16 protein-coding genes and 1 pseudogene are annotated in these 23,785 nt (G+C 64.9%); 14 read left to right on the forward strand and 3 right to left on the reverse strand.

Annotated features, from left to right (window positions below; genetic code table 11):
* Window positions 1-1,871 precede the first annotated feature (1,871 nt).
* The gene (locus ACVOKO_RS14200) at window positions 1,872-5,582 is read right to left on the reverse strand and encodes an indolepyruvate ferredoxin oxidoreductase family protein (protein ID WP_346499554.1); all 3,711 of its coding nucleotides are present in this window, start codon (window positions 5,580-5,582) and stop codon (window positions 1,872-1,874) included.
* Window positions 5,583-5,769: 187 nt separating this feature from the next.
* On the opposite strand from ACVOKO_RS14200, the gene ACVOKO_RS14205 reads away from it, so the two are divergent.
* The 5 genes and pseudogenes from ACVOKO_RS14205 (at window position 5,770) to ACVOKO_RS14225 (ending at window position 9,835) form a co-directional block, all read left to right on the forward strand.
* Window positions 5,770-6,390 (forward strand): tetratricopeptide repeat protein, encoded by a 621-nt coding sequence (locus tag ACVOKO_RS14205; protein WP_430980788.1) that lies wholly within the window; start codon window positions 5,770-5,772, stop codon window positions 6,388-6,390.
* 106 nt (window positions 6,391-6,496) lie between these two features.
* A complete protein-coding gene (locus ACVOKO_RS14210; protein ID WP_346499556.1) occupies window positions 6,497-7,411 on the forward strand; it encodes an AEC family transporter in 915 nt (304 codons plus the stop codon).
* A gap of 30 nt (window positions 7,412-7,441) precedes the next feature.
* On the forward strand, window positions 7,442-8,512 hold the full coding sequence (locus ACVOKO_RS14215; protein ID WP_346499557.1) for a hypothetical protein: 1,071 nt from the start codon (window positions 7,442-7,444) through the stop codon (window positions 8,510-8,512).
* A gap of 72 nt (window positions 8,513-8,584) precedes the next feature.
* A pseudogene (locus ACVOKO_RS14220) lies at window positions 8,585-8,731 on the forward strand (AEC family transporter); the annotation flags it as partial.
* Between the two features lie 18 nt (window positions 8,732-8,749).
* Window positions 8,750-9,835: a hypothetical protein gene (locus tag ACVOKO_RS14225; RefSeq protein ID WP_346499558.1), complete on the forward strand. Its 1,086-nt coding sequence runs from the start codon at window positions 8,750-8,752 to the stop codon at window positions 9,833-9,835.
* A 355-nt stretch (window positions 9,836-10,190) separates the two neighbouring features.
* Here the strand turns inward: ACVOKO_RS14225 and ACVOKO_RS14230 are convergent, their stop codons facing one another.
* Window positions 10,191-11,672 carry an AAA family ATPase gene (locus ACVOKO_RS14230; protein WP_346499559.1) on the reverse strand — a complete coding sequence of 494 codons (1,482 nt, stop codon included), beginning with the start codon at window positions 11,670-11,672 and terminating at the stop codon, window positions 10,191-10,193.
* A 133-nt stretch (window positions 11,673-11,805) separates the two neighbouring features.
* Here ACVOKO_RS14230 and ACVOKO_RS14235 point away from each other — a divergent pair, with 133 nt between their 5' ends.
* The 5 genes from ACVOKO_RS14235 to ACVOKO_RS14255 are packed head-to-tail and all read left to right on the forward strand — an operon-like array spanning window position 11,806 to window position 15,941.
* A complete protein-coding gene (locus ACVOKO_RS14235) occupies window positions 11,806-12,438 on the forward strand; it encodes a nucleotide-binding protein (protein ID WP_346499560.1) in 633 nt (210 codons plus the stop codon).
* Window positions 12,439-12,456: 18 nt separating this feature from the next.
* The gene (locus ACVOKO_RS14240; protein ID WP_346499561.1) at window positions 12,457-12,933 is read left to right on the forward strand and encodes a SixA phosphatase family protein; all 477 of its coding nucleotides are present in this window, start codon (window positions 12,457-12,459) and stop codon (window positions 12,931-12,933) included.
* Between the two features lie 4 nt (window positions 12,934-12,937).
* Complete coding sequence (locus ACVOKO_RS14245; RefSeq protein ID WP_430980786.1) at window positions 12,938-13,507, forward strand: YceI family protein; 570 nt, start codon at window positions 12,938-12,940, stop codon at window positions 13,505-13,507.
* 23 nt (window positions 13,508-13,530) lie between these two features.
* On the forward strand, window positions 13,531-15,483 hold the full coding sequence (locus ACVOKO_RS14250) for a phospholipase D family protein (RefSeq protein ID WP_430980789.1): 1,953 nt from the start codon (window positions 13,531-13,533) through the stop codon (window positions 15,481-15,483).
* 29 nt (window positions 15,484-15,512) lie between these two features.
* On the forward strand, window positions 15,513-15,941 hold the full coding sequence (locus ACVOKO_RS14255; RefSeq protein WP_346499563.1) for a hotdog fold thioesterase: 429 nt from the start codon (window positions 15,513-15,515) through the stop codon (window positions 15,939-15,941).
* Between the two features lie 130 nt (window positions 15,942-16,071).
* Here ACVOKO_RS14255 and ACVOKO_RS14260 read toward each other — a convergent pair whose 3' ends face one another.
* Window positions 16,072-18,642 carry an EAL domain-containing protein gene (locus tag ACVOKO_RS14260; protein WP_346499564.1) on the reverse strand — a complete coding sequence of 857 codons (2,571 nt, stop codon included), beginning with the start codon at window positions 18,640-18,642 and terminating at the stop codon, window positions 16,072-16,074.
* Window positions 18,643-18,841: 199 nt separating this feature from the next.
* On the opposite strand from ACVOKO_RS14260, the gene ACVOKO_RS14265 reads away from it, so the two are divergent.
* The 4 genes from ACVOKO_RS14265 to ACVOKO_RS14280 are packed head-to-tail and all read left to right on the forward strand — an operon-like array spanning window position 18,842 to window position 23,427.
* Window positions 18,842-19,633, forward strand: coding sequence for a lysophospholipid acyltransferase family protein (locus ACVOKO_RS14265; RefSeq protein ID WP_346499565.1), 792 nt, complete (start codon window positions 18,842-18,844; stop codon window positions 19,631-19,633).
* Between the two features lie 57 nt (window positions 19,634-19,690).
* The gene (locus ACVOKO_RS14270; RefSeq protein ID WP_346499569.1) at window positions 19,691-20,677 is read left to right on the forward strand and encodes a YheT family hydrolase; all 987 of its coding nucleotides are present in this window, start codon (window positions 19,691-19,693) and stop codon (window positions 20,675-20,677) included.
* A 58-nt stretch (window positions 20,678-20,735) separates the two neighbouring features.
* Window positions 20,736-22,805 carry a tetratricopeptide repeat protein gene (locus tag ACVOKO_RS14275; protein ID WP_346499566.1) on the forward strand — a complete coding sequence of 690 codons (2,070 nt, stop codon included), beginning with the start codon at window positions 20,736-20,738 and terminating at the stop codon, window positions 22,803-22,805.
* 13 nt (window positions 22,806-22,818) lie between these two features.
* Window positions 22,819-23,427, forward strand: a complete 609-nt coding sequence (locus ACVOKO_RS14280; protein WP_346499567.1) for a YbhB/YbcL family Raf kinase inhibitor-like protein — start codon at window positions 22,819-22,821, stop codon at window positions 23,425-23,427.
* Window positions 23,428-23,785 lie beyond the last annotated feature (358 nt).

The following is a 23,785-nucleotide window of genomic DNA, read 5'->3' on the forward strand; positions in this document are numbered from 1 at the left end:
AGGCCGCATAACCGGATCCACCGGCCCTTCTATTAGTTAGCTTGCTTTCTGATGAGGTTTTCCCTTGTATCGAACCTGTTTATTGACTTTGCTACTTATCGTCGCCCCCGCTCAGGCGCAAGACAATCAACCCGAGGGACTCACCTCAACTGAGGAAAGGGCAAGCATTTCCGCCGCTGAATCTATCGGTGGAGTTTTGTTTGTCCACGATCGCGCAGCCGAGGCAGCAACTGATGCCTTACTGAAAATCAGAGGATTTCGGAAAGATCGACGTGTCGCAGGCTGGGTCACGGAAGAAAAAGAGGGAAATATCTCAGTCACGTTTGTGGGGTCAGAAGACGCTCTGGTCACGAAGGCCCTGTACCAAGCAGTTGTTACTACTGGAGGCCTAATAGTTGGAGCGCCAGTAGCTTTGGATATCCCGGAGGAGCTAACGGCGTACGAGGCAGCAGCGTTCACGGCTCGATCGGCAGCACTAGCCTCTGGGTTTTCGCCTTGCGCATCTACTTACAATACGGTTGTTCTGCCAGCTGATGACACGCCGCTGCGGGGTTGGCGTGTTTACCTCCTCCCAGGTACAACCAAACCAGGCGTTGTTCCGTTGGGCGGCACCTATCGCTTGGACATAGCATCTGATGGAAAGTCTGTGCTCGGCCAACGCGGCTTCACACGCACCTGCATCCAACTTGGATCAGGGCCACGTGTTGCGGCGATGATGGTCACGCACTTGCTTGACCCAGTGCCGACCGAGGCACACGTGTTCTGGGCGCTATGGGCAGCCAAGCCAATGTACGTTTCTACCCCTGCCGGACTCTGGAAAATTGAGAGTGGCACAGTAGCGAGAGTGCAGGACGACGCGACAGAGCACTAACAATTCGTCAAGCCAGCGCCGATTTCCGGCGCGGCTTAACTCGGACGAGTTGCGTCGATCGGTTGAATCCAAGGTCGGTAGCAGACGCGATGCTTGCATGGCAGCATCCGACCCTAAGCGGTCATTGGTTACCGCTGGGTCCGGCTATCCGCTGACTTGTTAGCCGAACCCTGCCGGCCTAAGATCAAGCTGCATCAAGGGAAAGCCCGCCATGCTGTGTTTTGTGGGTGAGTCGTATAACCGGACCCACGGGTCCGTCTACTAGGCAGTTGGGTGCCATGCCGAAATTTATCGTTTCTCTGACTGCGACCGTGTTGCTGACGCTATCGGGCGCTGCGCAAGCTTGCGCGCTCTCTCCCGATAGCCCGGAGGAGATTTTCAAAAACTATGGTTCAGTATTTCTTGCTCGCCCGCTCGCGATGTCACCTAGTCCAGAAGAAATTGAGCGACTGCCCACCAACGCTCGATATCAACAGACGGCAATCTGGCAAGTGGTAAGTGTCTGGAAAGGTGATCAGAGCGTTGGTGACACGTTTGTACAAATCGGAAGGCTCGATTCGAGAGATCCATGCTCGGGATGGGGGATCACTAGGAGCTACGAGCCACAGATCTTTTCCTTAGTGGCAGAGTCCACGTTCCACCAGCACTACGGTCTAGGTGCGGCCCACGCCGTACCCCAGTTCGATGCGCTCAAACATCGCGAGAGTCCACCTCTCGTAAAATGACACCTAGCAGTTCATGCAAGTCGGCGCGGCTTTGTGGCGCGGCTTAATTCCAGAATTGAATGTCCGTTACAGGCCATTGGCGGATATCGAATCAATGGTCTCCGGCACAGCTTGGCGCGCAAGCGCGGCCATCTCTGGTACCTATGGATTTCGAGATCCGCTGAAGCAATTTCAGCTCAGAAACAACCTGCAGCTTCAACGCCGTCGCTGAAGCTCAGACCGCGCAATGCAACCCATAGGTTGCATTGCGCATAAGCAACATATCCGTTGCCTGCTCAGGCCATCTGCACGATATGCAGCGCCTTCGGGTTGCGCCACGTTGCCAGCAAGGTCGCTTCGCGTGCCTTGGCTTCGTGCAGGTGCGCTTCCTTGACGTGGCCGTAGCCGCGGATGTGCTCGGGAATGCTGGCGATATCCACCGCCAGTGCCAGACGACGCGCATCCAACCCGCTGATCAGCTCCTGCAGGGTCTTCTCGTAGTCACTGATCAGCTGGCGCTCGCCACGGCGTTCTTCGGTGTAACCGAATACGTCGAAGCGGCCGCCGCGCAGGCCCTTGAGCTTGGCCAGCAGGCCGAAGGCCTTGAACATCCACGGGCCGTATTCCTTCTTCTGCAGCTGGCCCTGTTCGTCGCGCTTGGCGAACAGTGGCGGTGCCAGGTGGAAACGCACTTGGTAGTCGCCTTCGAACTGCTCGCTCACGCGCTTGATGAAGTCGCCGCTGGTGTACAGGCGGGCCACTTCGTATTCGTCCTTGTAAGCCATCAGCTTGAAGAAGTAGCGTGCGGCGGCTTCGCTCAATGCGGTGCTGCCGGGGATGGCCTGCTGCTCGGCGCTGCGCACCGCATCGATCAGCGTGCGGTAGCGGTTGGCGTAGGCGGCGTCCTGGTAGTCGGTGAGGAAGCTGCTGCGGCGGGCGATCAGTTCGTCCAGCGAACGCGACAGATGTGCGTCGTCCAGTGAGGCGAACGCGGCTTCACCGCTGATGCGGCTTGCGGCCGGCAAGCCGCGTACGTCCGGCTCGTTGCCGGGGTTGCGCGGCGCCGACGGTGCGCCGGCTTCGCTGCCTTCCCACTCGCCGGGCGGCAGTTCGCGCAGTGCATGCGGCTTGCGCTCGGCATCGGTTGGCGCGTTGTGGACCAGGCCGGCGGCCTGCTGCACGGCCTGCGAATCGATCGCGGCCAGGCGGCCCCAGGCGAACGCGGTCTGGTTCATGGTCACGGCGGCGCCGTTGAGCTCCACCGCGCGCATCAGCGATTCCAACGACAGCGGCACCAGGCCCTGCTGCCAGGCGAAGCCGAGGATGAACAGGTTGGAGGCAATCGCATCGCCGAGCAGGGCAGTGGCCAGCTGGGTGGCGTCGAGCAGGATCGGGTCGCGCCCGCCCAAGGCCAGCTTCACGCCGGCAATGATGTCGGCGGCCGGGAACTGCATGTCCGGATGCGTGGTGAAAGTGCCGGGCATCGCTTCGTAGGTGTTCAACACCACCTGCGAGCGCTCGCCGCGCACCTTGGACAGCGCCCAGTAGTCGTTGACCACCACCATGTCGCAGCCCAGCACCAGGTCGGCTTCGCCGGCGGCGATGCGCACCGCGTGGATGTCAGCCGGGCTGTTGGCGATGCGGATATGGGTGGTGACCGCGCCGCCCTTCTGCGCCAGACCGGTCTGGTCGAGCACGCTTGCGCCCTTGCCTTCGAGGTGGCCGGCCATGCCGAGCAGCGCGCCGATGGTCACCACGCCGGTACCGCCGACGCCGGTGATCAGAATGTTCCAGGGCTGCGCGAAATCAGTGCGGAAGGTGGGCGCCGGCAGGTTGTCGAGCAGGCTGGCGGCGCTGCTCTTGCTGCCTTTGCGCAGCTGGCCGCCGTGCACGGTGACGAAGCTCGGGCAGAAGCCGGTGGTGCAGGAGAAATCCTTGTTGCAGTTGGACTGGTCGATATCGCGCTTGCGCCCGAACTCGGTTTCCTTCGGCAGCACCGACACGCAGAAGCTCTTCTCGCCGCAGTCACCGCAGCCCTCGCAGACCAGCGAGTTGATCATGGTGCGCTTGGCCGGGTCGACGATCTTGCCGCGCTTGCGGCGGCGGCGCTTCTCGGTGGCGCAGGTCTGTTCGTAGATCAGGATGCTGGTGCCCTTCACCGTGCGCAGGTGCTGCTGCACGCTGTCGAGTTCGGCGCGGTCGTGGAACTCCACATCGGACGGGAACTCGTGGCGGCGCGACTTCCACTTCTGGATGTCGTCGGACAGCAGCACGATGGTGTACACGCCTTCCGAACGCATCTGGTGCGCGATCTGCGGCACGGTCAGGGTGCCGTCCACCGGCTGGCCGCCGGTCATCGCCACCGCATCGTTGTAGAGGATCTTGTAGGTGATGTTGACGCCAGCGGCGATGGCCTGGCGGATCGCCAGCGAGCCGCTGTGGAAATAGGTGCCGTCGCCGAGGTTCTGGAACACATGCTCGGTAGCGGTGAACGCAGCCTGCCCAGCCCAGGTGACGCCTTCGCCACCCATGTGGGTGAAGGTGTCGGTATCGCGGTCCATCCACGTCACCATGTAGTGGCAGCCGATGCCGGCCAGCGCACGCGAGCCTTCCGGCACCTTGGTGGAGGTGTTGTGCGGGCAGCCGGAACAGTAATGCGGCACGCGCGGGAACTGCGCGCGCGGCAGGGCCATCTCGGCTTCTTTAACATCCATCCAGCGCAGGCGTTCTTCGATGGATTCGGTGTTGAAGAAACGCTGGATGCGGCGGCCGATCACCCCGGCAATCGTCGCCGGGGTCAGCTCGCCGGTGGACGGCAGGATCCACTCGCCCTGCTCGTCGTACTTGCCGACGATGGACGGGCGTGCACCCCAGTTGGCCGGCCAGTTGTAGAAGTATTCCTTCATCTGCCGCTCGATGAAGGCTTTCTTTTCCTCCACCACGACGATGTCTTCCAAGCCGCGGGAGAATTCACCGATGCCCTGCGGTTCCAGCGGCCAGGTCATGCCTACCTTGTAGACGCGGATGCCAATCTCGGCGCAGGCCTTTTCGTCCAGGCCCAGGTATTCCAGCGCCTGCAGCACGTCCAGGTAGCTCTTGCCGGTGGTGACGATGCCCAGCCGCGCGCGCGGCGAATCCATCACCACCTTGTCGATGCCGTTGGCGCGTGCAAACGCCTGCGCGGCCTTCACCGCATAACGGTGCAGGCGCATTTCCTGTTCCAGCGGCGGGTCCGGCCAGCGGATGTTGAGGCCGGTGGCTGGCATCTCAAAATCTTCCGGCAGGATGATCTGGCGGGCGAACGGGTTCACGTCCACCGACGCCGAGGACTCCACCGTCTCGGCAATGGTCTTGAAGCCGATCCAGCGGCCGGTGTATCGGCTCATCGCCCAACCGACCAGGCCCATGTCGAGGATGTCCTGCACGCCGGCCGGGTTCAGCACCGGCATCATCGCGCTGACGAACTCCTCTTCGCTGCCGTGGGGCAGGGTGGAGCTGCGGCAGGCATGGTCGTCGGCGGCCAGCGCCAGCACGCCACCGTGCTTCGAGGTGCCGGCGGCATTGGCGTGCTTGAACACGTCACCGCAGCGGTCCACGCCCGGGCCCTTGCCGTACCACATGCCATACACGCCATCGACGTTGGCACCGGGGAACAGGTTGGTCTGCTGCGTGCCCCAGACCATGGTGGCGCCCAGGTCCTCGTTGAGGCCGGGGATGAACTTCACCTTGGCCGCTTCCAGGTGCTTGCGCGCGCGCCACAGCTCCAGGTCGAAGCCGCCCAGCGGCGAGCCACGGTAGCCGCTGATGAAGCCGCCGGTATTCAGGCCGGCGGCGGCATCGCGCTGCTGCTGCATCAAAGGCAGGCGCACCAGCGCCTGCACACCGCTCAGGTAGATGCGGCCATCGGTACGCGTGTACTTGTGCTCCAGTGTGTAATCGGAATCACGCACGCCGATCAGCGGGTCGTTGGCGGAAGCAGGCGAGGTAAGTTCGGCGGTACTGGTCATGGCTGGCCCATTGCGGAAACGGCTGGCAGATGCCAGCCGGCGGGGCCGGTGGCAGCCGCGGATTGTAGCAGCGGGGCTTTCATCACCCTGTAACCATGTCGCGCGTAGCGCCGGGAGGGGTTAGGATCGGGGCCGGGTGGGGGATAACTGTTTTATGGGGGTTGCAGTGATGGGGGTTACAAAGCGCATGGCCGCTGGCGCGTTGGTGCTGGCGAGTCTGCTTGTTTCGAATGCACAGGCGCAGAGCCTGCCGAAGATCAACGAGTTCTATTTCGACGAGGATGTGGCGGCAAAGCCCATCCACGCGGTGTCGCCTGAACAGGCAGATGCGGTGGATCAGCTGATGAAGCTGCGCGAGCGTGGCCGCAAGGGCGTGGAAGCCACAGCCCAGTTGGCCAGCATCGCCTACCGTGATGGTCGCGATGAGCTTGGTGCCAAGCTGTACCAGGAAGCCTTGGCCTCGGTCGCTGACAACTCCGTACAGGCCCGTGGCCTGCGCTGGAACCATGGTTGGGACCTGTATCGCCGTGGCGATGCCCAGGACGCCCTGAATCACTGGGTCAGGGTTGCCGAGGGTACGCGCGGCTTCCCGTCATGGCTGCCGCCAACGTTGGCGCTTGCACTGTGGAACCTGGACCGCAAGGACGAAGCCGTAGCCTGGTATGCGGCCGCCGTGCGCACCGAGCCGGGGCAATGGGCCGCGACAACGGCCTATCCGCAGCTGTTGCCGCTGTGGACCGATGCCGAACGCACCCAGCTGGCCCAGGTGCAGCAGGCATGGGCGGCCAATCCGCCGGCATGGCCGTAAGGCCGGGGCTGCAATGCCGTACCCGCAGCACATGCGGGTACGGTGACAGGAGGTTTTGAGCCGGCGCTGATTTCCCCTGCGGGGCAGCGCGGCGCAAGCTTGCACCATGGCATTCGACGCATTCGCACTGATTCTGGCCATGCTCGCCCTGGGCATGGTATTCGCACGTTTCCGGGTGTTCCCGGACAACGCTGCCGACGTGCTCAACAAGGTGGTGCTGTACATCTGCCTGCCGGCGGCGGTGCTGACCTATGTGCCGCGCCTGCAGCTGGATGTGTCACTGCTGGGCATCATGCTCACACCGTGGCTGCTGATGCTGTTGACGCTGGCCCTGGTAAGCCTGGCCACGCGCGTGTTCGGCTTCGAGCGGCAGGTGCATGCGGTGCTGTTGCTGTGCGTGGCGCTGTGCAATTCCAGCTTCATCGGCTACCCGATGGTTCGCGCGCTGCTGGGCGACCATGCCCTGCCGTATGCGGTGGTCTACGACCAGTTCGGCACTTTCGTGATGCTGTCCACCTTCGGCCTGTACGTGCTTGCACGTTACAGCGGCGACACCCCGCCCAGCACCGGCCAGATCCTGCTGCGCATCGCGCGTTTCCCACCGCTATGGGCACTGATATTCGCCTTGCTGGTGATGCCGGCAACACCGCCCAGCTGGATTGCCGGCGCACTGAAGAATGTGTCCGACGCGATGCTGCCCCTGGTGATGCTGGCGGTTGGCCTTACCATCCAACTGCGGCTGTCGCGCGCTGAACTGGCCCCGCTGGGTATCGGCCTGCTGCTGAAGCTGGTGGTGCTGCCGGCGGTTGCGCTGCCGCTGTCATGGGCGTTTGGGCTGCAGGGCGAGATGCTGCGGGTCAATGTGCTGGAAACCGCGATGCCGACAATGATCACCGCCGCCGCGCTGGCCATCTCGCACCGTCTGGCGCCACGGTTGGCGGCCGCGATGGTGGGTTATGGCATTGTGTTGTCGCTGATCACCTTGCCGGCCTGGGTGTGGGTGTTGGATCGGGTGGTTTGAGTGGGCGTCGTTGTACGCAGATGAAAGGAGATGGCTGTGCGCGAACAAGGAATGTGGTTGATGCTGTTGTTGGCGATGGCCACCACGGCGAACGCACAGTCATCTTCGGGCGATCTGGATGGCACTGCTCCTGAAGAACTGCTGATACAGGTGCAGGCACAGAATCAGGCGCGGATGGAACAGGCGCGCAAGCTGGCAAGCACGGGTGAACCGCTGAAGTTGTATGTAGCCGCCGGCCTGGCACCGATGTCGCTTGACTTGAAGAGCGGGCAACTCAGGGCAGAACCCGATGCCCAGGTCTGGTTGTTGGAAGCCATTGCCAAGGGAAGCGATGCGCCGCTGATCGCTGCCACAGCCATTCGTCGTTGTCTTGATGGCGGGGATTGTGCGGTAGAAGCAGCGGCAAGGACGTTGCAGGCCGACGCGGGTGCGGATGCGCAGTTGTTGTTGATGCGCTGGGGGCAGCAACGTGGCGATCAGGCCGGTGCTGAAGAGTCGAAGCAACGCGCCTTGAATGCGCCGCGTTACGACGACAAGCTGCGCGTGATCATAAGGCTGTTGGACGAGGCGACCGCTGGCATGGTTTGGCCTTTGGTCCAACCACGGCAGGCGGCGCAATGGGAGCAGGCCAACAATGGCTGGTATGCCGAACATGAGCGGGTGGCAACGCTCTTCAGTATTGCGCTGGGCATGTGGCAGCCGGAGTTGAAAGCCGCTTTTGCGATCTGCCCGGACGGCGCTTCTGACATCCCCCGGCGCGAGCAGTGCCGAAACCTGCTGATGACGATGGCGGACAGCGGTTCGATGTTGTTGGCCAAGGCAGGTCTGCAGCGACTGGCACGGATGGGGCCGACCCCTGAGGAAGCCAGGCAGTTGGCCGAGCGCGCACGGGAGCTGGATTGGTTGCTGTCTCAGAGCACACAGTTCTTAAACAACAATGACCCTGCACAGAAAGCATCGACCGTCGAACCACAGGTCTATATGCGGTGGTTTGGGGAAGTGGGCGAGATCGCGGCAATGCGCAGATTGCTGCAACAACGGGGTGAGCCGGTGCTGCCGCCGGTGAGTTGGGAGCCGCCACCGATTCCACCCAGCCATTGAGCTCAAAGCGCGAAGCGTGCTGCAAGGGTGCCCATGTCGAGCAGCAGGAAGCACGGCAGAGAGCGATAAGGTTCTGCCATGCCAACGATGATCGCCCCCGAGCGGGTCATCTCACACTGGCTGGCGTCGCGATTGGCAGCGGCGATGGTGGGTTATGGCAATGTGCCGTCGTTGGTGACGTTGCCGACCTGGCTGTGGGTGCTGGGCTGGGTGGTTTGAGTGGGTATATGAACTGGGATGTTCCATAACAAGGAAGACAGAATGCGTAAATCATGGTTGATGGTGGTGGGCTTGGGCTTGATGGCAGCAACGGCCTGTGCGATGGCGCAACCGACGGTTCCGCGCGATATGCGGGTCAATTCGCAAGTGATCGATGCACGCGCCAATGCGCTGGCTGCCAGCGGTGATCCGAAGGATCTGCTGGCTGCCGGGTACTGGCTGCTGTTCTCCGGTAGCGGCGCTGCCGGAACAGACCAAGGCGGAGAAAGGGATCGGCAGGCATCGCGGTGGATCAAGCGTGCTGCCATCGAGGGTGCCAGGGATGCTCGGCTCGCAAAAATTGCGCTGCTGCTCTGTCTTGGCGATGACAAGCCCGGTTGCGAAGTGGCGCCTGCAATCCTTACTGCGAAGACGCTGTCTGCCGACGACATGTTGGTGCAACTGTACCTGTGGCGCCACGCTACGTTCTCCGAGGACACACGCGGTGCCGAGGAGGCATTTGATCGCTTTATGGCGGCGACGCGATATGTGGACGATTCGACGCACGATATGATGCTTCTGACTCGCGCCATGAATGGAGTTGAAGCGGTGAGTCCGCTATCGGCGCTTTCGGAAGGGATGCTCGCCGAAACCGATATCGAAGCCGATCTTGCGCCATTGGCAAATGCTGCAATGGCCTGGGGGTTGGTGAACGCAATGCCTTACACCTACTTCTGGCACCAGCTGGATGACGAGTGCCCCAAGAGTGGGGAGGTGGTCGCCCGGATGTTCGAAAAGTGCCGGGAGATATTGCTGGCGATGACAGAGGCTCGTTCCATCGCGGAAGTTCTCTTCTCGCACTCAAGGGTGCTGGTCTACGCCCGGAGTGATGCGGAACGCAATGCCTGGGAGACGAAGCGCGGGCAAGTTCTCTGGGTTCTGGAGCAACTCGGGGACCGTGCTTCGCCCGCGAAGTCGTCCAAGTTCCCGGTAAAGGCTTCCGAGTACTGGTTGTGGATGATGGAGGTTGGAGAGTGGGAGGCGGCACGTCGGCTGCTGCAACGCAGTGGTTCGCCCGAGCAGCCGCCCAAAGGATGGAAGCCATCCAGGGACTACGACGCGTGAATGCATGAGCGGCTCTCTCAGTATGTCGATGCAACGTGACAGGCAAACCAAGGGAGCCAGGTCGTATCAATAGCCGTAGCTCTACCGTAGCCTGGGCAAGCGCAGTGCCCCCGGCAAGCCGGTTCCGTTCGGCACCGCAGGCTCGCGAAGATCTGTAGCTGACGGAATGGTGCGAGTGGACCGCGAACTGCGTTGTAGGCTGGAGGAACGCTTGCTCCCGGTTGCGCAGCGCTTACCCGGGCTACGGGCAGGGCATTGTGAGTAGGGCCTCTGCCGAGCATGGCTCGGCACTACTGCTTGGTTTCTCGCTTTCGCGTGGCGACGGAGACGAGTGCTGGCGTTTTTTGGCCCGGCCTCAATCCGCCGGTACGGTGCGCTCGTGCGCCCAGTCGCGTAGCGACCGCACCTGTTCGGCCATCAATACCGACAATGGCCGGGTGTTGCGGATCTCGGCCATCAGCAGTTCGGTGTCCAGTGGCTTCTGCTCGGCGTGGGCGGCGTACAGGCCGGCGACCACGGCCTGTTCGATCTCGGCGCCGGAGAAGCCATCGCTGGCCGCTGCCAGCGCCGGCAGTGCGAACAGGTCCGGTTGCAGCTGGCGGCGGGCCAGGTGCAGGTGCAGCAGTTCGACGCGGGTGTCGGGCGAGGGCAGGTCGACGAAGAAGATTTCGTCGAAGCGGCCCTTGCGCAGCAGTTCGGCCGGCAGCTCCTGCACCTGGTTGGCGGTGGCGACGATGAACACCGGCGCCTTGCGTTCGGCCATCCAGGTCAGCAGGTAACCGAGTACGCGGCGCGACACGCCACCGTCCTCGCCGCCGCTGGCCAGGCCTTTCTCGACCTCGTCTATCCACAGCACGCAGGGCGCCAACTGCTCGGCCGAGGCCAGCGCGTCGCGCAGGTTCTTCTCGGTCTCGCCGTGGTACTTGTTGTAGAGGGTGCCGAAATCCAGCCGCAGCAGCGGTACGCCGAAGCCGGCGGCGGTGGCCTTGGCCAGCATGGATTTACCGCAGCCCTGCACGCCCAGCAGCAGCATGCCCTTGGGCGGGTCCAGCCCGGGCGGGGCGTTGCCGGAGACAAACACCGCGCGGCGCTGCTCGATCCAGCGCTTGAGCCGGCGGGCGCCTGCCACGTCGCTGAAACGGGCCGAGTCGTATTCGTAATGCAGGTGGCCGCTGCGGTTGAGCAGCTCGAACTTGAGCTTGGCCAGCTGCGGCAGGTCGTCGGCCTGCAGGGCGCCATCGGCATAGATCAGCTGGCGGGCGATGCGGCGGGCGTCGGTCATGCTCAGCCCGCGCAGGTTGCGCAGGATCTGCTGCACGGCCTCCTGGTCCACCTCCACGCGCCGCCCGCCGTTCTCCTGGGCGTAGCTGGCCGCCTCCTCGCGCAGCATCTTCAGCAGCGCGTTGGCATCGGGCAGGCGGGGGTTGAAGCGGGTCGCCAGGGCTTCCAGTTCGGCTGGCAGCTCGACCTTGGTGCCCACCAGCACCACCACGTGTGGCTGGCTGTGGCGGCGCTGGATGATGTCGCGCAGCAGCCGCTGGTGGCTGGCATAGCCCAGGTAGGGGTGGAAATCGAGCAGCAGGTAGATGCCGCGCTGGTCGGCCTCCTGGATCATCCGCAGTGCCGCGCTGGCATCGGGCGGGCCCACCGCCTCGTCCTCGCGGTCCATGTCTATGCGGCGCAGGCCCTCGGTGATGGACCAGCGGTACAGGGAGCGCCACACATGCATCAACGCCTCGCGGAACAGGCCCACGATGCGGGTCTCGTCCTGGGTTTCGATGACGATCAGCGGGGTGTTGGCGCGGATCAGTGCGGTCAGGTCCTGCAGCTCGCTCATGGTGGTTCCAATGCCGGGGGCGACACGATAGCAAGCCAGGGGGCTTGCCGGGGCGGCTTCCTCACCGGGTGACTACCTTTGGTAACGCGGGCCGGTGTACGCTGCGGGCAAGTCCCGCGAAAACGAGGCGTGCATGAAGACGATCCTGGTAGCCGGCTCCAAAGGTGGCGTCGGCAAGACCACCATCGCCACCCATCTGGCCGCACACTCGGCCTTGGCCGGCAAGGCAACGGTGATCGCCGATGCCGACCCGCAGGGTTCCAGCACCCGCTGGGCGCAACGCCGCTCCAGTCTGGAGAGCGCGGTGCTGCCGGTGGACGTACACCGCAAGAAGAACTGGGAGAAGCTCATCCCCGACGGCGCCGAGCAGGTCATCATCGATGCCCCGGCCGGTGCCTATGGCGAGGATCTGGAGCGCTTCATCGATACCGCCGACGCGGTGGTGGTGCCGGTATTGCCCTCGGCGCTGGATATCGAAGCCATCGTCGGCTTCCTCAACAGCCTGGCCAAGATCAAGCGCATCCATTCGCGGGCGGTGCCGGTAGGGTTGGTGCTCAACCGCACCAAGCCATGGACACAAACTTCGCAACAGGCCCGGCAGATGCTGGCCGATTGGCCGTATGAGGTGGTCGCGCAGCTGCGCGACAGCCAGAGTTATGTGGTGATGGTCGGGCTCGGGCGCAGCCTGTTCGACTATCACTCTGCACAGGTACGCGAGCACCAGCAAGACTGGGAGCCGCTGCTCAAGTGGTTGAACAAGGTCTGACAGGAGTACTACCCGACCATGCGTGAATTGATCCTGCTGCGACATGCCCATGCCGAACCGGCGGCCGATGGCCAAGCCGATATCGACCGCCCCCTCTCACCGCATGGCCTGGCCGAGGCCGAGGCTGCCGGCCGTTGGTTACATGAAAACAAACTGGTCCCGGACCGGGTGCTGTGCTCGCCAGCGCGGCGTAGCCGGGAAACGCTGGAGGCGGTGCTGGAGCGTACCGGCTACGTCGAGCAGCGCCTGGAAGAACGCATCTACGATGCCGCGCCCGGCACCCTGGCGGCCCTGCTGGACGAGCACAACGAAGTGGAACGCGTGCTGGTGGTGGGCCATAACCCCGGGCTGGAACAACTGGTGGCGTTGATGCACAGCGGCCAGACCGGCGACTACCGCGGCATGCCGCCGGCATCGGTGGCGGTGTTGTCATTGCCGATGGAGGCGGCGATCGAACCCGGCATCGCCAAGTTGACCGCATTCTGGTGGCCCTGAGTCCATGGCGGCGGCGCGGTTTGGGCTGCTGCTGATTCTGTTGATGCTTGCTGGCTCGGCCCTTGCGGTCGAGCCATTGCATTTCGACACGGCGCATTCCCGGTTTGGTTTTGAAATACGGACCCGCTTCGGGCAGAAGGTTGAGGGCGTCTTTCCGCGCTTCGAAGGCTGGATCACGGTGTTGCCCGACGGCCGCCACCAGGTGCGGCTGCGCATGTACAGCGAATATGTGGAGATCCCTGACCGGCCGCGCTACACCGGCTGGATCCGTGGCGAGGACTTCTTTGATGCGGCGCGCTACCCGGTGGTGGAGTTCGATTCCGATCCCTATGACCCGCGGTTGACCGAAACCGGCGGCGATGTACAGGGGCGGTTGTCGATCCGCGGCATCAGCCGGCCCGAAGTGATGCGCCTGGCAAAACCTGAATGCGCCCGGCCCGGCTATGATTGCGACCTCGTCAGCCGCGGTACCATCCTGCGCGGCCGTTATGGCATGGATAGCTGGCAGATGGCCTTGAGTGATCGAGTGATATTCGTACTGCGTACACGCCTGGTTGGCGCCCCCAAAACGTGAAACCTGTTATCCGTCTTCTCCTGATGCTGGCGGCCTTGCTGGCCAGCGGTTGTGCCTCGCTGTCCAATCAGCAGCGCGAGCGTGCCGAAGGCATCGCGATAGCGGCGCGCTCCACCGTGGTCGATTGCGACCAGCCCGATCGCTGCGCATTGGATTCGCCGCTGCGCGCTTTGGGTGGCAAGGCCATCGCCGAGTCCACCGCGCAGGTGCCGCGCCATTACGCCACCATCCTCGACGAGGGTGAGCTGTCGTTGGTGGCCCGGCTCAACCTGATCCGCAGCGCCACCCGCAGCGTCGACCTGCAGACCTATATCTTCGACACCGACGACAGTGCGCGGATGGTGATCGATGAACTGCTGGCTGCAGCCCGGCGCGGGGTCAAGGTGCGGGTGCTGATCGACCAGCTCTCGGCCATCTCCGACGTGCAGATGCTCGGCGCCCTGTCCGGGGCCCACGCCAACTTCGAGTTGCGCGTCTACAACCCGGCGTTCGGCAAGGCCAAGCTCAATTACTTCGACTATGCCGGCAGCGTGCTGTGCTGCTTCCGCCGCTTCAACCAGCGCATGCACAACAAGCTGCTGGTGATCGACGATGTGATCGGCGTGGTCGGCGGCCGCAACTACCAGGACGACTATTACGACTGGGACAAGGAATACAACTTCCGCGATCGTGACGTGGTGGTGGCCGGGCCGGAGGCGCGCGAAATGGCGGCCAACTTCCAGGCGTTCTGGGACGCACGCCGCAGCGTACCGGCCGAACGCCTCAACGATGTCGGCAAAACCCTGTTGAACGGCGGCGTGCCGGCCATGCCGCAGGCCGCGTTCCGGCGCCCGGAACGGATTGAACGGGTGAATGCAGAAGCCTCCGATCCACAGTTCATTGAAGACGCCTTCGTCGATACCGCCTTGCCGGTGCGCTCGGTCAGCTATGTGGCCGACCTGCCGCGCAAGCATCGCCGCGAGCGCGAGGCGCAGCCGCTCAACGGCCAGCATCTGACCGAGCCGCGGTTGGACGCGTTGATTTCGCAGGCGCAGACCGAAGTACTGCTGCAGACGCCGTATCTGGTGTTGTCCAAGCCTGCGCAGGCGTTGTTCAAGACCCTGCGCCAGCGTGAGACACCGCCGCGCGTGGTGGTGTCGACCAACAGCCTGGCGGCGACCGACAACCCCATCGTCTATGCGCTGTCCTACAAGTACAAACGCCGCAACCTGCGCGAGCTGGGCTTCAACATCTACGAATACAAGCCGTTCCCGCTGGATGCGCCGATCAACTACGCGCAGTTGCTGCCCGCACCGCTGGATGGTGAGCCGGCATCGGGGTCGTCGTCACGCAACCGGCTTATCGGCGGCAGTGCGGCCGGCAGCAATGTGCGCGGCAGCGGCTCCGGGCGCCGGCTCAGCGCCGATGGCAGTGAAGTCGAGCGCGATGTACTGCGTACCGAAACCCGGCCTTCGTTCCTGGGCACGCGCGCGGTCAACCGGCCGCTGCCGGTCACCCGCCGTGGCGCGCGCATGGGCCTGCATGCCAAGTCGCTGGTGGTGGACCGCCGTATCGGCGTGATCGGCACCCACAACTTCGATCCGCGCAGCGAGAACTACAACACTGAAGGCGCGGTGATCATCGAAGACCCGGTGTTTGCCGAGCAGCTGGCGCAGAGCATCCTGCGCGATGTGCACCCGGACAACTCCTGGGTAGTGGCGCCGCGCGAGAAACCGCCGGTACTGGCGGGGCTGAACTACAGCCTCGGCAAGGCCTCCGAAGCGCTGCCGGTATTGGATTTCTGGCCGTGGCGCTACGCCACCGACTACGCCTTCGTGCCTGGCCCGGAGTGCCCGCAACCGCTGCGCCGGCAGGACCCGCGTTTCCACACCTGTTACACCGCGGTCGGCGACTTCCCGGAAGTGGATGTCGGCCCGAAGTGGGTGCTGGTGCGCATGCTGACCGCGTTTGGCGCCGGCCTGGTACCGATCCTGTAACTGTCCTTGTTCCCCCAACAGGTAAAACAATGAGCCAAGTATTCCGCGCGCCGGTTGACCTGCAGTTGGTCAACGCCATGAGCCGCAACACGCTGATCGACCATCTGGGCATTGTCTTCACCGCCGCCGGCGATGACTGGCTGCAGGCAACGATGCCGGTAGATGAGCGCACCAAGCAGCCTTACGGCCTGCTGCACGGCGGCGCCTCGGTGGTGTTGGCCGAGACGCTGGGCAGCAGTGCCGGCAACCTGTGCGTGGACCCCACCCAGCAGGTCTGCGTCGGGCTGGAGATCAATGCCAACCACCTGCGTGCTGCACGCAGCGGCGTGGTGACGGGGACGGCCCGCGCGCTGCACGTGGGCCGCACCACCCAGGTATGGGAAATCCGCATCGAGGACGAGGCCGGCAAGCCGGTGTGCATTTCGCGGCTTACGTTGGCGGTTGTGGCCAGGGGCTAGGAACTGGAGTTCAGCGACCCGGGGTCGGGGAGGGGTTGGCACTTGCTTCTGCTTTGCTCCCTCCCTTTGCCGCAGGCAAGGGGAGGGCCGGGGAGGGGTTGGCACTTGCTCCTGCGCTTGCTCCAGCAAGCTAAACCGGCACCGCCAGCGGCAGATGCTCGCGCACCCATTGCGCCAATGCCGGCGCTGGCAAGGCCGGGGTGAAATGAAACCCCTGCGCTATCTGGTAACCCTGCGCGCCCAGCAGACGTAACTGCTCCAGGCTCTCGACGCCTTCGGCTACCACTTTCAACTGCAGGCTCTGGCCGATATGGGCGATGGCCTGGGTCAGTGCGCTGGCGACCTTGTCGCCCTCGATGCCGCGCACGAAGCTGCGGTCCAGCTTGAGTTCGCTGATCGGCAGCTGGCGCAGATAGCTGAGGCTGGAATAGCCGGTACCGAAATCATCCATCGACAGCCGCACGCCGAGCGCATGCACCTGGTGCAGGGTCTGCAGGGTGATCGGGTCGCCGTCGAGCAGTACGTCCTCGGTGATCTCCAGGATCAGGTCGCTGGCGCATAGCGCTTCCTGTTCCAGGATCTGGCTGATGCAGTCCGGTAGCACGGCGCTGTGGAAATTGGTCGGCGACAGGTTCACCGACACCGATGGCACCTGCAGGCCGTCGCGACGCCAACCTGCCAGCTGCCGGCAGGCCTCGCGCAGCGCCCACTGGCCGAGGTCACCGATCAGGCCGGCTTCTTCGGCAAGGGGAATGAAGCGTATCGGCGGCACACTGCCCAGGCGCGGATGCTGCCAGCGCGCCAGCGCCTCCACGCTGTGCAGGCGGCCGCTTTGGATATCGATCTGCGGCTGGTAATGCAGCTGCAGCTGGCCCTGTTCCAGGGCCTCGCGCAGCGCCGCTTCCAGCGCCATGCGTTCCTGCGCGCATTCGTCCATCTCGCTGCTGTAGAAGCGCACCCGGTTGCGGCCGTTGTGCTTGGCCTGGTACATGGCGACGTCGGCATGGTGCAGCAGCGAATCCATCTCGCCACCATCGTGCGGGAAAATGCTGATGCCGATGCTGGCCGACGGACGGATCTCCATGTCGCCCAGCGGCAAGGGCAGCCCCAGCGTGCGCAGGATGCGTTCGCTGCGTTCGCTGGCGGCGGGCATATCGCAGCGGTTGAGGATCACCACGAACTCGTCGCCGGAAAGCCGGCCGACGATATCCATCGGCCCGGTTTCTTCCTGCAGGCGCCGCGCCACCGTGCGCAGCAGTTCATCGCCGCCGGGGTGGCCGAAGGAATCGTTGATCTGCTTGAAGCGATCCAGATCGATGAACATCACCGCCAATGTCTGCCCTTGATGGCTGGCGGCGGTGATCGCCTGGTCGGCCTGGGCATGCAGCAGGCTGCGGTTGGGCAGGCCGGTGAGATCGTCGTAGAACGCCAGCCGGCGGATCCGGTTGCGCGCTTCCTCGCGCTCCAGCGCCAGCGCGCACAGGTGCACGATCACCTCGACCAGGCGGTAGTGGAACTCGTCAGGGTCGTACGGCTGGCGGCAGTAGAAGGCGAAGGTGCCGAGCACACGGCCGTCGTTGGCCTTGATCGGCGTCGACCAGCAGGCGGCCAGGCCATGCTGCAGGGCCAGGTGGCTGAGGCCTTCCCAGTTGGGGTCGGTGGCGATGTCGCGGCTGAGCACGGTCTGGCCGCTGTAGGCGGCGGTGCCGCAGGTGCCGGTCTTGGGCCCCACCGGCACGCCGTCCACCAGCCGGATGTAGGCCTCGGGCAGGCTGGGCCCGGCCAAGTGGCGCAGGCGCCCGTCCTCGACCCGCAGCACCGAGCACAGCACCTGCGGGGCGATCTTCTCCACCTCCAGGCACATCATCTGCATCACCTCGGCGGTGGGCACTTCGCGCACCATCGCATCGAGCATCTTGTGCTGCAGGACTTCGTGCACCTTGGTGCGGGTGATGTCCATCAGCACGATGACCAGGTTCACCAGGGTGCCGTAGTCGTCGAAGATGGGGTTGGTGCTGACCGAGCACCACAGCGGTTGCCCGTTCTTGCGGTAGAGCCGCTCGTCGGCGCGGATCGGCTGGCCGGCGACCAGGCGCGCGATGTAGGCGGAGATCTGCTCGGTCGAATAGCTGTCCGGGGCCAGCAGCGCCGGCACGTACTGGCCCATCGCCTCGCTGTCGAGAAAGCCGAACAGGCGCCGGAAGCCCTTGTTCAAATGCACGATGCGGCCTTCGGCATCGGTGATCAGCACCGCGCTCTGGGTCTCATCGAAGCCCAGCGACAACAAGCGTTCGCGTGCCTGCGCCAGCCGCCTGGCGGTGACATCGTTGACCAGCGCCAGGTGGATGCTGCGGCCATTGTCGGTGATATGCGACAAGGTGACGCTGATCCAGCAGGCAACGTCGTCCTTGCGGATCAGCTGGATGTCATGCGGATCGGCGGCCAGCTCCTGCACGCGGTTGCTGGCGCCCGGATACAGGCGGGTGTTGTAGCGCTCGCGCATGCTGGCCGGCGCCAGCGTGCCCAGGTTCCTGCCCTGCAGCTCGGCACGTGACCACCCGGAGATGTGCTCCATGGCATGGTTGACGTACAAAATGGTGTTGGTGTCATCGAACAGGATGACGCCGTTGCCGATCTGCTCCAAGGCCGCAGAAAACAACTGCAGCATGTCCTCTGTCGATGACAGCAGCTGCCGGTCCATCATGCCGCTCCCCTGAACGATAGTGTTGTTGTACACACTTCATGCCGGGAAAGCTGCCGGCATACCCCTGATGGACTGGCCTGCCGGTACTTCCTGCCCGTAGTGTGGCACGGCGCACCTTTTCGATGCGCGGGGGGAATACTGGCCGTGGCGGCGGCGATGCTGGCGGAAGCTGGACCGCATCCGGTATCGTGCGCGGATGACTTCCCCCCGTCCCGCCCGGCAGGGCGGTGTGGCCCGCGTGTTCCGTTACTTGTACCGCGCCCCGCTGCTGCTGGTTCATCTTGTCCTGTTTCTGCCGCTGATCCTGCTGCTGATGACGCAGCCGTTGGGGCGTATGGGCCCCGCCAACAACCCGCTGGAAGAGCGGGTGGTGCGCTGGTGGTCGGGTGGTTTGATGTGGATATTCGGCTTCCGCCTGCAGCGCTACGGCCAGCCCCTGCCCGGTGCGGTGCTGTTCGTGGCCAACCATGTGGGCTGGGTGGATATCTGCGTGATCCACAGCCAGAAAATGGTCGGCTTTGTGGCCAAGCGCGAGATCGCCGGTTGGCCGGTGGTTGGCTGGGTGGCCAGCCGCGGCCACACCATCTTCCACCAGCGCGGCAATACCGAGTCGCTGGGCGGGGTGATGGAAGAGATGGTCAAGCGCCTGCAGGAGCAGCGGCCGGTAGCGGTGTTCCCGGAAGGGCGCACCCGTGGCGGCCATGAAGTCGGCCCGTTCCATGCGCGCATCTTCCAGGCCGCGGTGGAGGCCGGTGTGCCGGTGCAGCCGATCGCGCTGCGCTATGGCGTGCGCGGTGACGCGCAGACCACGGTGGCGTTCGCGCCGGGCGAAAGCTTCTTCGGCAATTTCCTGCGTCTGCTCGGCGAGCCGGTACGGCGTGGCGAGGTGCATTTCCTGGAGCCGCTGGCCGTGCAGGATCTGGAAGGCCGCCGGCGTATCGCCGAGACCTCGCGCGCGCGCATCGTGGCGGTGATGGAAGGGCCGTAAGGTGCATATCACGGCCAACACTGTGGTGGGCAGTCAACGCCAACCGGGTCGGTCATGCTGAGCGCCTGCAATTACCAGCCCCCGCGCTGGCTGCGCAATCCGCACCTGCAGTCGATGCTGGCATCGAGCCGGGTGCGGCTGCGGCGCGGCAAGCAGCTGTTGGCCGGCAGCGGTGCACTCACCCAGGAATTGATGCTCGATGGCGGCGACGGCGTACGCCTGCAGGCCTGGCACAGCCGGCTGCCGGGCGCGCCACCCAAGGCGCTGGCGTTGCTGCTGCATGGCTGGGAAGGCAGTGCCGAATCCAGCTATATGCGGATGACCGCCGCGCGCCTGCTGGAGCAGGGCTTCGAGGTGGTGCGGCTGAATTTCCGTGATCACGGCAATACCCATCACCTCAATCCGGGCATCTTCCATTCCTGCCGGATCGATGAAGTGGTCAACGCCGCCGCCGATGTGGCGCAGCGTTTCGCCGGCCTGCCGATGGTGGCTGCGGGTTATTCGCTGGGCGGTAATTTCGTCCTGCGGCTGGCCCTGCACGCGCCTGCCGCCGGGGTGCCGCTGCTGCACGTGGCGTCGGTGTGCCCGGTATTGGATCCGGGCATCACCATGGACAGCATCGAGCGTGGCCCGGCGATGTACGACTGGTACTTCCGGCGTAAATGGACCGGCTCCCTGCGCCGCAAGCGCGCGCTGTTCCCGGAGCTGGCCGATTGGGATGACAGCGTATTGAAGCTGGATATCCGCGCGCTGACCGGCTGGCTGGTCGACCACCACACCGAGTTCGGTTCGCTGCAGGAGTACTTCGACGGTTACTCCATCGCCGGCAACAAGCTGGCCGCACTGCAGGTGCCGGCCGACATCCTGATGGCGGCCGATGACCCGGTGATCCCGTTCACCACCTTCGACCACTGGCACCTACCGGCCAATGCCCACCTGGAGATCGCGCGCTGGGGCGGGCACTGCGGCTTCATCGAGAACCTGCGTGGCGACGGCTTCTCCGAGCGTTGGGTGGCCCAGCATCTGGCCGCCGCCGTCGGCTGAACCCAGCGGTCCCGGCCGGGGCCGCTACAATGCGGGTTTGCGCTAACGCTGGACCGCCATGCAAGACAAGATCATTGAAGCCCTGCGCCGCAACGCCACCGACGAGGCCGTGAGCCTGTCCCAGGCGTGGGTTGGCGCGGAACCGCAACAGGCCCAGGCCCACCGCTGGCTGGCGTTGGCGCTGCAGCAGCAGGGGCAGCTGGAACCGGCCCAGGCCAGTCTGGATATCGCGCTGGGGCTGGCCCCGGATGACGCGGCCCTGCACCTGCAGCACGCCGGCCTGCTGCTGGCGCAGCGTCGCATCGACGCCGCCGGGCAGGCGCTGGACCGCAGCACCACGCTCAATCCCAACGAATTTTCCGCCTACCTGATGCAGGCGCATCTGGCGCTGGGCCGCGATGACATCGACGAGGCTGATCGCCTGGGCCGCATGGCCGCCCGCGTCGAGCCGGACAGCCCGGAGCTGGGCGCGATTGAAGGCATGGTGGCACTGCGCCGTGGCGACGCCGACCGCGCGCTGGCGATTCTGTCAGCGGCCAGTGCCAAGCTGCCGGGCGACGTCCGCGTGTTGTACGCGTTGGGCTTCGCCTATCTGGGCAAGGACATGCTGGCCTTCGCCGAACAGGCGTTCCGCCGGGTGATCGAACTGAACCCGGGCAACCACGCGCTGCGCGGGTTGGTGGTGCAACTGGCACTGCGCCAGGGGCACCTGGACCGTGCGGCAGAAATGATGCGCGAAGTATTGGCCACGCCGCAGGGTGACAACCCGGGTATGCGCCGCCTCGCAGGTGAACTGGAACTGGCCTCGGACCAGCCGCTGCAGGCGCTGGAACACCTGCGCCCGCTGCTGCAGCAGGTGCCGGGCGACCGCGCCACCCTGCAGATGCTGCTGATGGCCTGGCAGCGCCTGGGCCGCGACGAGGAAGCACGCAGTGAGCTGGAAGCCGCCGTGCAGCTGCATACCCAGCATCACGATCTGTGGCTGGCCCGCCTGGCCGTGGCGCCGGTGGCCAGCGAGGAAGCCGTCGACGTGGTCGAGCGCTGGCTGGCCGCCATGCCCGAGCATCTGCCGGCGCTGGAAGCGCGCATGAGCCTGCATGACATGAACGACCAGGCCGAAGAAGCCGAAGCCGTTGCCCATCACATCATCGCGCTGGAGCCGGGCCGGGTCAGCGGCGAGCAGCGCATTGTCGAAGCCCTGCTGCAGCGCGAGCCGGCTGCCGCCATCGCGCATGTGCAGCGGCTGGTCGACAACGCACCGGAGCAGGCGCGCTTGGGTGTGCGCAGCTGGCTGGGTGCAACCCAGGACCGCGCCGGCGATCACGCCGGTGCCGTTGCGACCTGGCTGCAGATGCATGAGGAAATGGCGCCCAACCGCCTGCCGCTGCCGCAGCAGGCGCGCGCGCCGGCCGAGTGGCCGCCGATGGGCGAGGTGGCCGGCGACAATCCGCTGCGGCCGATGTTCCTGTGGGGCGCGCCGGGTTCGGGCGTGGAGCGGGTGGCAACGGTGATGGCCGCCGGCAGCCGCGTGCTGCGCGGTGACCGTTTCGGGCCGACCCCGCCGAACGATGCCTTCCAGAACTTCCTGACCCTGCAGCGCCTGGCCACCGATGCGTTGACCCCGGAACAGCTGGTGCAGCAGTGGCGCGACGCGTTGCCGGCACGCGGCATCGAAGACGGCAACGTCATCGACTGGCTGCTGTGGTGGGACAACGCCTTGTTGTGGGCGCTGCGCCCGCAGCTGCCGGAAGGCCGCCTGGTCATTGCCCTGCGTGATCCGCGCGACATGCTGGTGGAGTGGCTGGCGCTGGGTGCGCCGGCACCGCTGGCGGTCACTTCGTCCAACGAGGCCGCGCAGTGGCTGGCGCGTGCGCTGGCGCAGGTAGCGCTGCTGCACGAGAAGGATCTGTATACCCACCTGATCCTGCGCACCGACGATGCGGTGAACGACCCGGCAGCGATGGGTGCATTGCTGGAGCAGGCCTTCGGCCTGCGCTTCCCGCCGGTGCGCAGCCTTGGCCAAGGTACGATCGAGGCGGGCCATTGGCGCAAGTACGCGCAGGTGCTTGCGGCGGAATTCGCGCTGCTGACCCCGGTCGCGGTGCGCCTGGGCTATCCCGAAGCCTGATCAAGGAGCAAGCATGAAACTGGACAGTCAGAGTTTTCAGAACGGGCAGCCGCTGCCGGCCGAGTTTGCTGCCGGCGATGCGAACGGTTTTGCCGGCAACCGCAACCCGCAGCTGGGCTGGCGCGATGTGCCGGCCGGCACGCGTTCGTTCGCGCTGGTGTGCGTGGACCCGGACGTGCCGACCGTGGCCGAGCTGGTCGGCCGCGACGACGTCAGCATTCCGCTGGACCAGCCGCGCGGCGACTTCGTGCATTGGGTGATGGTCGATGTGCCGGCCGAGCTGCGCGAAATCGCAGCCGGCAGCTGCAGCGACGGCTTCACCGCGCACGGCAAGACGCAGCCAGCCGGCCCGGCTGGCGCACGCCAGGGCATCAACGATTACACCGGCTGGTTTGCCGGCAACGCGCAGATGGCTGGCACCTACTACGGCTATGACGGTCCGTACCCGCCGTTCAACGACGAACGCCTGCACCGCTATTTCTTCCGCTTGTTCGCGTTGGATGTGGAGCGCCTGCCGGTGGACGGGGCGTTCACCGCCGCCGATGTCTACCGCGCGATGCACGGCCACGTGCTGGCCGAAGCAGCGGTGCATGGCACGTATACGTTGAACAAAACGCTGTGAGGTAGTGCCGAGCCATGCTCGGCAAGGGGCAAGAACGACCCCTCCCCAACCCTCCCCTTGCCTGCGGCAAAGGGAGGGGGTGTAGTGCCGAGCCATGCTCGGCAGAGGCGTTACCGGTAATGCCCCTCGGTAGTGCCGAGCCATGCTCGGCAAGAGGCAAGAGCGACCCCTCCCCAACCCTCCCCTTGCCTGCGGCAAAGGGAGGGGGTGTAGTGCCGAGCCATGCTCGGCAAGGGGCAAGAACGACCCCTCCCCAACCCTCCCCGTGCCTGCGGCAAAGGGAGGGGGTGTAGTGCCGAGCCATGCTCGGCAAAAGCGTCACCTGTAGTGCCGAGCCATGCTCGGCAGAGGCGTTACC

The organism is Stenotrophomonas sp. STEN240 (assembly GCF_056756175.1).